Below are 12,308 nucleotides of genomic sequence, written 5' to 3' on the forward strand. Positions count from 1 at the left end.
AGGGCACGAGAGCGCTGTCCCTTTGCGTGTTTCACATCGTAATTCGTAGTGGCCGGGAAAGCTGGGGCAGTCGATCATCGAATGCTGCCGTAGTTGCCTCCCCGCCACGTATGCCTTGGACCACGCCACCCGATGAGTGGCGAATGAGGACTTTATGAGCAAGACCAACGCTTCCCTGATGAAACGCCGCGAAGCCGCTGTACCGCGCGGTGTTGGCCAGATTCACCCGATCTTCGCCGACTCTGCGAAGAACGCCACCGTGACCGACGTTGAAGGTCGCGAGTTCATCGACTTCGCCGGCGGTATCGCCGTGCTGAACACCGGCCACGTGCACCCCAAAATCATCGCGGCCGTGACCGAGCAGTTGAACAAGCTGACCCACACCTGCTTCCAGGTATTGGCCTACGAGCCCTACGTCGAAGTGTGCGAAAAAGTCGCCGCCAAGGTGCCGGGTAATTTCGCCAAGAAAACCCTGCTGGTCACCACCGGTTCCGAAGCGGTGGAAAACGCGGTGAAGATCGCCCGCGCCGCCACGGGCCGTGCTGGTGTGATCGCCTTCACTGGCGCTTACCACGGCCGCACCATGATGACCCTGGGCCTGACCGGTAAGGTCGTGCCGTACTCGGCGGGCATGGGCCTGATGCCAGGTGGCGTGTTCCGGGCGCTGTACCCGAACGAACTGCACGGTGTGAGCGTCGATGACTCGATCGCCAGCATCGAACGCATCTTCAAGAACGATGCCGAGCCACGTGATATCGCTGCAATCATCATCGAACCGGTACAGGGCGAAGGCGGTTTCTACGTCGCGCCGAAAGCCTTCATGCAGCGCCTGCGCGAACTGTGCGACAAGCACGGCATCCTGCTGATCGCCGACGAAGTGCAAACTGGTGCCGGCCGTACCGGTACCTTCTTCGCCATGGAACAGATGGGCGTTGCCGCCGACCTGACCACCTTCGCCAAATCCATCGCTGGCGGCTTCCCACTGGCCGGTGTGTGCGGCAAGGCCGAATACATGGACGCCATTGCCCCAGGCGGCCTGGGCGGTACCTATGCCGGTAGCCCGATTGCCTGTGCGGCAGCCCTTGCGGTGATGGAAGTGTTCGAAGAAGAGCACCTGCTGGACCGCTGCAAGGCTGTCGGCGAGCGCCTGGTGACCGGCCTCAAGGCCATCCAGGCCAAGTACCCGGTGATCGGCGAAGTGCGTGCCCTGGGCGCGATGATCGCGGTCGAGCTGTTCGAAGACGGCGACACCCACAAGCCAAACGCTGCCGCCGTTGCCTCCGTGGTGGCCAAGGCGCGTGACAAGGGCTTGATCCTGCTGTCCTGTGGTACTTACGGCAACGTGTTGCGCGTACTGGTGCCGCTGACCTCGCCGGACGAGCAGTTGGACAAGGGTCTGGCGATTATCGAAGAGTGTTTCTCCGAACTCTGACACGCCCCGCTTCTACGAAAAGCAAAAAAACCGCTTCGGCGGTTTTTTTGTGCCTGCTTCATTGTACGCACGCGGCGGCATTGTCTAAGGTGCAAGCATTGCCGATGGAGCGTGCTGGATGACTGCTGTTGATTTACCTGCTGTACCCCGAGTGTTGATTGCCGAGGCGGACCCCTGGTCGCGGGACCTGCTCAAGCAAGTGTTGTTGAATGTGCGTTGTGACGCGCGGCTGGATGTGTGCGCAGATGGTGACCACGCTGCTGCGCTGTTGCGTGAGAAAAGCTATGACCTGATCCTGGCGGATTGGGAGCTTGCAGGCGTCGATGGTCTGAGCCTGCTGCGCAGTGTGCGCCAGCAGCGCCGCTCCCCCGCATTGCCATTTATTCTGCTGAGCAGTCGCAACGACAGCGCCAGCGTACGCGAAGCCTTGCCCCTGGCGCCCACGGCCTACCTGACCCGCCCGCTGAACATGGAGAGCCTGACCCAGCGCCTGCAAGACCTGCTGCTTAACGAAGGCGAAAGCGTGTATTGCGAGATCCCGGCGCTGGCACCGGGAATGACCTTGCCAGCATTCCTGGAGCAGCGCCGAGAGGTCTGCGATGGCGCACCGTTGCGTGTGGACGTGAAAGCGGCGGTGCATCGCAGCCTGGGCCCCGAGGGCGTGGACCTGCAGCAGCTTGAAGATCAGGTGCGCATGGACCCGCAAATCACCGCTGTGCTGATCGCTGCCGCCAACAGTGCCGGGTATCACGGCACGCCGGTGCAGACCCTGCACGCAGCCCTGAACAAGCTGGTCCCCGGGCAAAGCATGAACCTCATCCTGGGCCTTGCGCTCAAGCACAACGTGGTGCTGGGTGACCCTGGGCTGGTGGCCTACGCCGAGCGGCACTGGCAGTTGTCCGAGGACAGCGCCGAGTACGCCCGGCGCCTGGCACGCATGTTGGAACTGGATCACCAGCGCTGCTACAGCGCCTGCATCCTGCATCGGTTGGGCGACCTGGCCTTGTTGCGCTGCCTGGAGGACTGGCGCCAGGGCGGCGGCGCCCTGGATGACGAAGCCATAGGCGAATCCCTCGACGCCTTTGGCGCCGCCTACGGTTCGGCGTTGCGCACGCGTTGGCGCTTGCCGTTGGAATTGCGCCAATTGATCGCGGCCACCTATTCACTGGAAGGCGGTGTGTATTCACGCGAAGCCTTGGTGGTGAACCTGGCGACGCAGATGGCGCGGTTGACCGAGCACGAAGGGCTGCAAGAGCTGGCCGGCAGCAAGACCGCACGGCTGCTAAAGGTGGGCTTGTCCGAACTGACGCGAGTACGCAAAACCTGAAACACACACCGATCAATTGTGGGAGCTGGCTTGCCTGCGATAGCGGTGGGTCAGCCAAGACGCCATCGCAGGCAAGCCAGCTCCCACAGTTGATCGGTATTAACCGGCTATAACGCGGTTCTTGCCTTGGCGTTTTGCCTCATACATCGCTGCATCCGCCCGGGCGAACAGGCTGTCGAGGGTGGAGTCATCTTCACGCAAGCTGGCCAGGCCCTGGCTGACGGTCACGCTGAACTCGCGCCCTTCATAGCTGAACAACAAGGCCTGGATCTCCTTGCCCAGCCGTTCGGCTACTTGCAGGGCCATTTCTGGCGCGCAACCGGGCAGCACAGCGGCGAATTCTTCGCCGCCAATGCGCCCGAACAGGTCGCCACGGCGCAATACCCCCCGACCACTCTCAGCGATGCGCCGCAGCACCTGATCGCCCTCCAGGTGGCCGTAGGTGTCGTTGACGTCCTTGAAGTCATCGATGTCCAGCAACAGGAACGCCAGCGGTGTGCCCTGAACGCAGGCGTTGTCGAACGCCTGGTTGGCGCATTCGAAAAAATACCGGCGGTTGCTGCTTTGGGTCAGCACGTCGGTGGTGGCCAGACGTTGCAGTTCCAGCTCCAGCAGCTTCTTTTCGGTGATGTCTTCGGCCATGCCAACCACAATCAGCGGTTCACCGGGCACCACCTGCTGGTTGATGTAGCACTTGTCACTCAGCCAGCGGATTTGCCCGTCGGCGGTGATGATGCGGTACTCGCGGTCTTCCACGGCGCCTTGTTCCAGCACGCGGGCCAGGCTGTGTTCGGCGTAATCGAGGTCTTCGGGGTGAACGCTGTTGCGCCATTCGCGGTGGTCGGCCAACAGCAAACCGGCCGAACGACCGAATATGCGCTCGTAGGCTGGGCTCACATACAGCACGCGACGGGTTGCCCAATCGATGGCCCAGAGCACGGCGTTCACGCTGACCAACAGCGAACTGAGCAACTGCTCGCGCTCACTCAGCCGCTCCACTTCGCCCTGGGCATGCATCAGCGCCAACAGGGTCGCCGCCGCAGCCGGACGCGGCGGCTCGGCAGTGGGCACATCGGGCAGGCAGGGCTTTTCGTGAACCATCGGTACAACTCTCTCTGGGCGCGCCGCAGGATGGAGCAGCGGTCACTACAAGGGGTCACCATGATGGCGAAGTGTTCTTTGAGAGAGGGGATTTGCAGTGAAGTTCCGTGATCGGCGTGGATTGACGGTGCCCGGAAAATGGCGCCAAAAAGCCAGTGTGTGGGAGGGCAAGCCCTCCCACAGTACCGTCAGACCGCCGCAGGGCGCAGCGAGTAGGTCTTCAACTGGTGGGCAAAGTCGCGCAGGGATTGAATGCCACTGGCCTCGGCTTCGTGCACCCATTCCTTGATCGCGGCCAGCATATCGTGGCCATTGGTGCTGGTCTTGAGCCAGATCTGCTGGAGCGCCAGACGCTTTTCATAGATCACGGTCAGCGCATGGCTGTGCTCCAACATGCTTTGGATGCGCAAGTGGTGACGGTCATCCAGCAAGCTGGTTTCCCGTGACAACAGGCGCTTGGCACGGTGGAACTGGTGACGTACCGAGTGATCGACCTTCTCCAACTCCTGCTTGACCAGCGGGCCGATCACCAACTTGCGGTATTGGGCCATGATCTGGAAGCGGTTGTTGAGGATCGCCATGGCGGTGTCCATGTCCAGGCTGCCCTTGCCTTCGACGCGGTGGGCGATGGGGGCAACACGCTGCACCTTGGCCAGGCGCAGGAAGCTGAACACCTTGATCCAGGCCCAGCCCAGGTCGAACTCCCACTTCTTCACCGACAGCTTGGCCGAGTTGGGGTAGGTGTGGTGGTTGTTATGCAGCTCTTCGCCGCCGACGATGATGCCCCACGGCACCAGGTTGGTGGCGGCGTCACGGCATTCGAAGTTGCGATAGCCCACGGCATGGCCCAGGCCATTGATCACGCCGGCGGCCCAGAACGGAATCCACATCATCTGGATCGCCCAGATGGTGATACCGATGGTGCCGAACAGCAGCAGGTCGATCACGCCCATGAGCGCCACGCCCAACAGCGGGTAGCGCGTGTAGAGCTTGCGTTCGATCCAGTCGTCCGGGCAGTTCTTGCCGTAGATGCGCAGGGTCTCGGGGTTTTCCGCCTCGGCACGGTACAGCTCGGCGCCTTTGCGCAGCACGGTGGACAGGCCCTTGATCACCGGGCTGTGCGGGTCATCGACGGTTTCGCATTTGGCGTGGTGCTTGCGGTGGATGGCGGTCCACTCGCGGGTGTTCTGCGCCGTGGTCAGCCACAGCCAGAAGCGGAAGAAGTGTTTCAGGCCGGCATTGAGCTCAAGGGAGCGATGGGCCGAATAACGGTGCAGATAGACAGTGACCCCAATAATGGTCACGTGGGTCATCAACAGCGTGACTGCCACCAGTTGCCAGGCTGACAGGTCAAGAAAACCGTTGTACCACATAGGCTGTATGGCCCTCAGATAAAGAAAAGAACAGCTCACGCATTATCACTAAGCCTACAGAGAAAACCAGCCGCTCTTTCAGATAGGAGTGACTGGATGTTTCTTATTCTATAATCCCCAGCCTTCGTAGGGCGATTCTGTTTTTTTGGTAAGGATTACTGACCATATGCTGTTTTCATACCGAGGAGCCCTACGTGCGGGGCTGGTATACCTGCTGATTTCCGTTGTATGGCTCAGACTCAGCCACCAATTATTGATCAACTTTATTGATGAACCGGGGGCGCTGGCGCATTGGCTGCAACTTCGCGGCTACGTCTGGGTAGCCCTGAGTGCGCTGGCTATATACCTGATGGGCGTACGTTTCGCCCGCGCCCACCAACTGCAGCTGCCCCTGCAAGAAAACCGCGTACGCCTGCAACAGGCGGCAGCCGTGTTCGATTGCACCCGCGAAGGTGTATTGGTCACCGATGCCCAGGGCCTGATCGTGCACGTCAACCGGGCATTCATGGAGATTACCGGCTACCGCCGGGACGACGTCATGGGCCAGCCGCCCAGCCTGTTCAAGTCCGGGCGCCATTCGTCGGCTTTCTATCAACAGATGTTTCAGACCCTGGAACGCGAAGGCGAATGGAGCGGCGAAATCTGGAACCGCCGCAAAAGCGGCGAGGTGTATCCACAGTGGCAAACCATCCGTGTGATTCGCGATGAGCGGGGCCATATCAGCCATTACGTCGCGGTGTTCTCGGACATCAGCGCCATCAAGGACTCCGAACACGAACTGGCGCACCTGGCCCATCACGACCCGCTCACCGACCTGCCCAACCGCCTTTTATTCACCGATCGTACCGAGCAGGCCCTGGCCTCGGCGCAAGTGCACAAGCGTGGCTGTGCCCTGCTGTTGATGGACCTGGACCACTTCAAGATCATCAATGACAGCCTGGGCCACAATGTTGGAGACCAGTTGCTCAAGCTGGTGGCTGACCGTCTCAAGGGCCTGTTCGGGCCTGGGGTCACACTCGCGCGGCTGGGCGGCGACGAGTTCGCTGTGCTGGCGGAAAGTTGTCCACAGGTGATCCAGGCCGCTGCCTTGGCGCAGCGCATGCTCAATGCCATGAAAGACCCGTTTGTTTTTGACGGTAATCAATTGTTTATCAGCGCCAGTATCGGCATCAGCCTGTTCCCCAGCGATGCCTTGAGCGCCGAGCAATTGCTGCGCAACGCCGACTCCGCGTTGTTCAAGGCCAAGAGCGCCGGCCGCGAGGGCTATGCCCTGTACACCGAAGAGCTGACCGCTCACGCGCAAAATCGCGTGGAGATCGCCAGCGAACTGCGCCGTGCCCTCGACCAGCAGGAACTGCGCGTCTACTACCAGCCGGTGCATAACCTGCCCGACAGCCGTTTGGTGGGCGTTGAAGCGCTGGTGCGCTGGCAGCATCCGGAGCGCGGCCTGGTGCCCCCTGGCGAATTCATCCCCATCGCCGAACGCACCGGGTTGATTGCCGATATCGACGCGTGGGTGATGGACCAGGCGTGCCGGCAGATGTGCCAATGGCTGGCGGACGGCGCGCCGTTGGGCTTTATCGCCGTCAACGTCTCCAGCCGCCTGTTTGCCCGGCGTGAACTCTATGAACAAGTGGCTCAGGTGCTGCACGACACGGGCCTGGACCCGGCGTTTCTTGAGCTGGAAGTCACCGAAAGCGCAGTGATGGACGACCCCGAAGTGGCTCTGGAGCAACTGCACCGTCTGCGCGAACTGGGCTTGCGCCTGGCCATCGACGATTTCGGCACCGGCTACTCTTCGCTGTTGCGCCTCAAGCGCCTGCCGGTGCAGAAGCTGAAGATCGACCAAGGCTTCGTCGCCGGTCTGCCGTGGGACGAAGACGACGCTGCGATCGTGCGCGTGGTCATCGCCCTGGCCAAAAGCATGGGGATGCAGGTACATGCCGAAGGAATCGAGCAGGTGGAACAGGCGCGGTTCCTGTTGGGTCAGGAGTGCGATATGGGCCAGGGGTATTGGTTTGGACGACCGATGCCGGCCCAGGAGATTGATTGGTCACGAGCCCCCGCCATCCGACCTTGAAACACGGTCAAACTGTGGGAGGGGCGGTGCGACCGCCCCGACCCTCCCACATTTGGATCACATCAGGCCTTAACTTCAGCATCTGAGCAGAAAATCCACACGCAACCCCGCGCCCTATCAGAAAATTCTTTCTGGTTATATAAACATTCTTAAATAGTATTTTTAAGAATATCCACGCTTATCTACTATCGCCCTCACGCCGCAAGCAGTGTCGTCACTGCCAGGCACTATTCATTTCAGGAGCGAGACCATGAGCGCATCTCTACGTAGCGTCGACGGCCAGGACGAAGCAGCCATTTTGCGTGAGATCCAGAGCGCCTTGCGCGATCTGCGCTTTGGCGCGGTGGAAATCACTGTGCACAACGCCCAAGTGGTACAGATCGAGCGCAAGGAAAAATTCCGTCTGCAGAACCCGGGTAACAAACCGAGCTGAGCAAGAACGGCGATAGACCCGCAACTATAAGAAAAGCCAACACTCAAGAATTTCAGGAGCTTCTATGTCGTCGATTCGCCGTTATGCCTTGGCCGCGCTGGCCAGTGCCGTGTTTGCCGGTTCCGCTGTTGCCAAGGACTACGAGTTGCTCAATGTCTCGTACGATCCGACCCGTGAGCTGTACCAGGACTACAACGCAGAGTTCACCAACTTCTGGAAGCAGTCTCACCCCGGCGACAACGTCAAGATCCAGCAGTCCCACGGCGGCTCGGGCAAGCAGGCACGAGCAGTGATCGACGGCCTGCGCGCCGACGTGGTGACCCTGGCCCTGGCCGGTGACATCGATGAAGTCGCCAAGCTGGGCAAGACCCTGCCGGAAAACTGGCAGACGCGTCTGCCGGACGCCAGCACCCCGTACACCTCGACCATCGTGTTCCTGGTGCGCAAGGGCAACCCTAAAGGCATCAAGGATTGGGGCGACCTGATCAAGAAAGACGTGTCGGTGATCACGCCCAACCCGAAAACCTCCGGCGGGGCGCGCTGGAACTTCCTTGCTGCCTGGGCCTATGGCCTCAAGGCCGGAGGCAGCGAAGCCAAGGCTCAGGAGTACGTGAAAGAGCTGTTCAAGCACGTCCCGGTACTGGACACCGGCGCCCGGGGTTCTACCATTACCTTCGTCAACAACGGTCAGGGTGACGTATTGCTGGCCTGGGAAAACGAGGCGTTCCTGGCCTTGAAAGAAGACGGCGGCGCCGACAAGTTCGACATTGTCGTGCCGTCCCTGTCGATCCTGGCGGAGCCGCCGGTGGCTGTGGTCGACAAGAACGCCGAGAAAAAAGGCAATGCCGAGATCGCCACCGAATACCTCAAACACCTGTACAGCCCGGCCGGCCAGGAGATTGCGGCGAAAAACTTCTACCGCCCACGCGATGCGAAAGTAGCCGCCAAATACGCCCAGCAGTTCCCGAAACTGGACCTGGTGACTATCGACAAAGATTTCGGCGGCTGGAAAACTGCCCAACCGAAATTCTTTAACGACGGTGGCGTGTTCGACCAGATCTACACGGCGCAGTAAGCCAAAGTAACTGTAGGGGCCTGACTTTCTGTAGGAACTGGGCTTGTGTGGGAGCTGGCTTGCCTGCGATAGCATCACCGTGGTGTGGCTGATACACCGAGGTGCCTGCATCGCGGGCAAGCCCGGCTCCCACAGAAAAGCCAGCTGCCACAAAAAGCGCGCTCCTACAGTGGTGTCTACCCTTTAACCAAGGACTCTTATGTCGCGTCGTATTTCCCCCGTCATACCCGGCTTCGGGCTGACGCTGGGCTACACCGTCGTGTACCTCAGCCTGATCGTGCTCATCCCGCTGGCGGCGATGTTTGTACACGCCGCCCAACTCACCTGGGATCAGTTCTGGAACATCATCTCCGCACCTCGCGTGCTGGCGGCGTTAAAGCTGAGCTTCAGCACCGCGCTGTACGCCGCGCTGATCAACGGCGTGATCGGCACGCTGCTGGCCTGGGTGTTGGTGCGTTACACCTTCCCCGGCCGCAAGATCATCGATGCGATGATCGACCTGCCGTTCGCCTTGCCCACCGCCGTCGCCGGTATTGCCTTGACCGCGCTGTATGCGCCTAACGGCCTGGTCGGCCAGTTCGCAACCGACCTGGGCTTCAAGATCGCCTATACCCCCTTGGGCATCACCCTGGCGCTGACCTTCGTGACCTTGCCCTTCGTGGTGCGCACGGTGCAGCCGGTACTGGCCGATATCCCCCGGGAAGTCGAAGAGGCCGCCGCTTGCCTGGGCGCCAAGCCACTGCAGGTGTTCCGCCATATCCTCGTGCCGGCATTGTTGCCTGCCTGGCTGACCGGGTTCGCGTTGGCCTTCGCCCGTGGCGTGGGTGAGTACGGTTCGGTGATCTTCATCGCCGGCAACATGCCGATGAAAACCGAAATCCTGCCGTTGCTGATCATGGTCAAGCTGGACCAATACGACTACCGCGGCGCCACCTCCATTGGTGTGCTGATGCTGGTGGTTTCCTTTGTCTTGCTGCTGCTGATCAACTTGTTGCAGCGGCGCATCGAACGTCCATAAGGAGGCGCGGAACATGTCCCAATCGTCTATTTCCGCCGCGTCCTCGGCCAACGCTGCCCGCCGTGGCAGCGCGACGTCGCGACGTATCCTGATCGGCCTTGGCTGGCTGGTGTTCGCCCTGTTCCTGCTGTTGCCGCTGGTGATCGTGGTGTCCCAGGGCCTGAAGAATGGCCTGGGTTCGTTCTTCACCGCGATCCTTGAGCCGGACGCGCTGTCGGCGCTGAAACTCACGGTGATCGCCGTGTTGATTTCGGTGCCGCTCAACCTGGTGTTCGGGGTCAGCGCGGCCTGGTGCGTAAGCAAGTATTCGTTCCGTGGCAAAAGCATCCTGGTCACGTTGATCGACCTGCCGTTCTCGGTTTCACCGGTGATTGCGGGCCTGGTCTACGTGCTGATGTTCGGCGCCCAGGGCTTCTTCGGCCCATGGTTGCAGGACCATGACATCCAGATCGTGTTCGCCTTGCCCGGCATCGTGCTGGCGACCATCTTCGTTACTGTGCCGTTCGTGGCCCGTGAGCTGATCCCGCTGATGCAGGAGCAAGGCACTCAGGAAGAAGAGGCCGCGCGCCTGCTGGGCGCCAATGGCTGGCAGATGTTCTGGCATGTCACCGTGCCGAACATCAAATGGGGCCTGATCTACGGCGTGGTGCTGTGCACGGCGCGGGCCATGGGCGAGTTCGGCGCGGTGTCGGTGGTGTCCGGGCACATTCGCGGCGTCACCAACACCCTGCCGCTGCACGTCGAGATCCTCTACAACGAATACAACCATGTTGCCGCGTTTGCGGTGGCCAGCCTGTTGCTGATCCTGGCGCTCTTCATCCTGCTGCTCAAGCAGTGGAGCGAGAACCGAATCAACCGCCTGCGCAACAGCGCCGGTGAGGAATAAGTCATGTCGATCGAAGTCCGTAATGTCAGCAAGAACTTCAACGCCTTCAAGGCCCTGGACAGCATCAACCTGGATATCCAGAGTGGCGAGCTGGTGGCGTTGCTGGGCCCGTCCGGCTGCGGCAAGACCACCTTGCTGCGCATCATCGCCGGCCTGGAAACCCCGGATGCCGGCAGCATCGTGTTCCACGGCGAAGACGTGTCCGGCCACGATGTGCGGGATCGCAATGTTGGCTTTGTGTTCCAGCACTACGCCTTGTTCCGCCACATGACCGTGTTCGACAACGTCGCCTTCGGCCTGCGCATGAAGCCGAAAAACCAGCGCCCGAATGAAAGCCAGATCGCGGCCAAGGTCCATGAGCTGCTCAACATGGTGCAACTCGATTGGTTGTCCGACCGCTACCCGGAACAACTCTCCGGTGGCCAGCGCCAGCGTATCGCCCTGGCCCGCGCGCTGGCGGTGGAGCCTAAAGTGCTGCTGCTGGACGAGCCCTTCGGCGCCCTTGATGCCAAGGTGCGTAAAGAGCTGCGCCGCTGGCTGGCGCGCCTGCACGAAGACATCAACCTGACCTCGGTGTTTGTGACCCACGACCAGGAAGAGGCCATGGAAGTCGCCGACCGCATCGTGGTGATGAACAAGGGCGTGATCGAGCAGATCGGCTCACCGGGGGATGTCTACGAAAACCCGGCAAGCGATTTTGTTTATCACTTCCTGGGTGATTCGAACCGCCTGCATTTGGGCGAAGACAAGCACCTGCTGTTCCGCCCCCACGAAGTGTCGTTGTCGCGGCATGAACTGGAAGATCACCATGCGGCCGAGGTACGCGATATTCGTCCGCTGGGCGCAACGACTCGCGTGACCTTGAAGGTGGAAGGGCAAAGCGAGCTGATCGAGGCTGAGGTGGTGAAAGACCACGACAGCCTCACCGGGCTGGCCCGTGGCGAGACCCTGTTCTTCAAACCCAAGGTCTGGCAAAAAGCTTAAGCTCAATACAGAACCCAATGTGGGAGGGGGCAAGTCGAATCGTCGCACCGCCCCTCCCACATTTAGACTTCACTTGGCTTGAGATCGCGGCGTCCCACCGGGCCTGAACGTTGTTCAATCTGCTTTTGCAGGTCCTGCCGCAACCCCAGCAAAAACGCCAACTCCGCCACCACAAACAACGGCCCCACGATCAGCCCCGACACATCGTCCACAAACGCGGGTTTCTTGCCTTCGTAGTAGTGCCCGACAAACTGAATCACCCAGCCCACCACAAACATACCCACGCCACTGCTCAGCCATACCATCGTGCTCTGTGCCGCCAATACATGCCCAGCCCATACCGACAGACCCATCAACACCGTCATCAGCGCGCCCAGGGCCAGTTCCAGGCGCAGGTAGAACCACGCCGAGAACAACGCCAGGAGCACCGCTGGCGAGACCCAAAGGCCACCCACCGTCCACTCGGGGCGTGACAGCAGCACAGCCACGGCAACCACTATCAATGGGATACCGATAAAGTGACTGACAATATTGCGCGGGTCGCGGTGGTAGGCGGCGTATTGACTGAGGTGGTCGACGAGGCTTTTCATTGTTGTTCC

General features: G+C 60.8%; 11 protein-coding genes. 8 read left to right on the plus strand and 3 right to left on the minus strand.

The window, feature by feature from the left end:
* The first annotated feature begins 154 nt into the window (after positions 1–154).
* Together gabT and E4P01_RS13635 are read left to right on the plus strand one after the other, a co-directional pair.
* The gene (gabT, locus tag E4P01_RS13630) at positions 155–1,432 is read left to right on the plus strand and encodes a 4-aminobutyrate--2-oxoglutarate transaminase (protein ID WP_078819994.1); all 1,278 of its coding nucleotides are present in this window, start codon (positions 155–157) and stop codon (positions 1,430–1,432) included.
* Between the two features lie 118 nt (positions 1,433–1,550).
* Positions 1,551–2,759, plus strand: coding sequence for an HDOD domain-containing protein (locus tag E4P01_RS13635; RefSeq protein WP_078819995.1), 1,209 nt, complete (start codon positions 1,551–1,553; stop codon positions 2,757–2,759).
* A 99-nt stretch (positions 2,760–2,858) separates the two neighbouring features.
* Here E4P01_RS13635 and E4P01_RS13640 read toward each other — a convergent pair whose 3' ends face one another.
* Entirely contained in the window at positions 2,859–3,860 is a 1,002-nt protein-coding gene (locus E4P01_RS13640; RefSeq protein ID WP_032878465.1) for a sensor domain-containing diguanylate cyclase, read from the minus strand.
* A gap of 188 nt (positions 3,861–4,048) precedes the next feature.
* Positions 4,049–5,233 carry a delta-9 fatty acid desaturase DesA gene (desA, locus tag E4P01_RS13645; protein ID WP_005783697.1) on the minus strand — a complete coding sequence of 395 codons (1,185 nt, stop codon included), beginning with the start codon at positions 5,231–5,233 and terminating at the stop codon, positions 4,049–4,051.
* A gap of 166 nt (positions 5,234–5,399) precedes the next feature.
* On the opposite strand from desA, the gene dibA reads away from it, so the two are divergent.
* The 6 genes from dibA (at position 5,400) to E4P01_RS13675 (ending at position 11,709) form a co-directional block, all read left to right on the plus strand.
* Positions 5,400–7,313, plus strand: coding sequence for a phosphodiesterase DibA (dibA, locus tag E4P01_RS13650; protein ID WP_078819997.1), 1,914 nt, complete (start codon positions 5,400–5,402; stop codon positions 7,311–7,313).
* Positions 7,314–7,563: 250 nt separating this feature from the next.
* Positions 7,564–7,746 carry a sulfur starvation response protein OscA gene (oscA, locus tag E4P01_RS13655; protein ID WP_003170956.1) on the plus strand — a complete coding sequence of 61 codons (183 nt, stop codon included), beginning with the start codon at positions 7,564–7,566 and terminating at the stop codon, positions 7,744–7,746.
* Between the two features lie 64 nt (positions 7,747–7,810).
* Positions 7,811–8,821 (plus strand): sulfate ABC transporter substrate-binding protein, encoded by a 1,011-nt coding sequence (locus E4P01_RS13660; RefSeq protein ID WP_078819998.1) that lies wholly within the window; start codon positions 7,811–7,813, stop codon positions 8,819–8,821.
* Between the two features lie 199 nt (positions 8,822–9,020).
* Entirely contained in the window at positions 9,021–9,839 is an 819-nt protein-coding gene (cysT, locus tag E4P01_RS13665) for a sulfate ABC transporter permease subunit CysT (RefSeq protein WP_005783708.1), read from the plus strand.
* Between the two features lie 13 nt (positions 9,840–9,852).
* Positions 9,853–10,725, plus strand: coding sequence for a sulfate ABC transporter permease subunit CysW (cysW, locus tag E4P01_RS13670; RefSeq protein WP_032878463.1), 873 nt, complete (start codon positions 9,853–9,855; stop codon positions 10,723–10,725).
* A gap of 3 nt (positions 10,726–10,728) precedes the next feature.
* Positions 10,729–11,709, plus strand: coding sequence for a sulfate ABC transporter ATP-binding protein (locus E4P01_RS13675; RefSeq protein ID WP_005783710.1), 981 nt, complete (start codon positions 10,729–10,731; stop codon positions 11,707–11,709).
* Between the two features lie 62 nt (positions 11,710–11,771).
* Here the strand turns inward: E4P01_RS13675 and E4P01_RS13680 are convergent, their stop codons facing one another.
* The gene (locus tag E4P01_RS13680) at positions 11,772–12,299 is read right to left on the minus strand and encodes an Mpo1-like protein (protein ID WP_032878461.1); all 528 of its coding nucleotides are present in this window, start codon (positions 12,297–12,299) and stop codon (positions 11,772–11,774) included.
* Between the last annotated feature and the right edge of the window lie 9 nt (positions 12,300–12,308).

Source organism: Pseudomonas sp. NCIMB 10586 (genome assembly GCF_023127895.1).
Classification (GTDB): domain Bacteria; phylum Pseudomonadota; class Gammaproteobacteria; order Pseudomonadales; family Pseudomonadaceae; genus Aquipseudomonas; species Aquipseudomonas synxantha_A.

Bases quoted from the DNA above. Each gene is read 5' to 3' on its own strand.
- gabT (WP_078819994.1), top strand. From the start codon at position 155: ATGAGCAAGACCAACGCTTCCCTGATGAAACGCCGCGAAGCCGCTGTA.
- E4P01_RS13635 (WP_078819995.1), top strand. From the start codon at position 1,551: ATGACTGCTGTTGATTTACCTGCTGTACCCCGAGTGTTGATTGCCGAG.
- E4P01_RS13640 (WP_032878465.1), bottom strand. From the start codon at position 3,860: ATGGTTCACGAAAAGCCCTGCCTGCCCGATGTGCCCACTGCCGAGCCG.
- desA (WP_005783697.1), bottom strand. From the start codon at position 5,233: ATGTGGTACAACGGTTTTCTTGACCTGTCAGCCTGGCAACTGGTGGCA.
- dibA (WP_078819997.1), top strand. From the start codon at position 5,400: ATGCTGTTTTCATACCGAGGAGCCCTACGTGCGGGGCTGGTATACCTG.
- oscA (WP_003170956.1), top strand. From the start codon at position 7,564: ATGAGCGCATCTCTACGTAGCGTCGACGGCCAGGACGAAGCAGCCATT.
- E4P01_RS13660 (WP_078819998.1), top strand. From the start codon at position 7,811: ATGTCGTCGATTCGCCGTTATGCCTTGGCCGCGCTGGCCAGTGCCGTG.
- cysT (WP_005783708.1), top strand. From the start codon at position 9,021: ATGTCGCGTCGTATTTCCCCCGTCATACCCGGCTTCGGGCTGACGCTG.
- cysW (WP_032878463.1), top strand. From the start codon at position 9,853: ATGTCCCAATCGTCTATTTCCGCCGCGTCCTCGGCCAACGCTGCCCGC.
- E4P01_RS13675 (WP_005783710.1), top strand. From the start codon at position 10,729: ATGTCGATCGAAGTCCGTAATGTCAGCAAGAACTTCAACGCCTTCAAG.
- E4P01_RS13680 (WP_032878461.1), bottom strand. From the start codon at position 12,299: ATGAAAAGCCTCGTCGACCACCTCAGTCAATACGCCGCCTACCACCGC.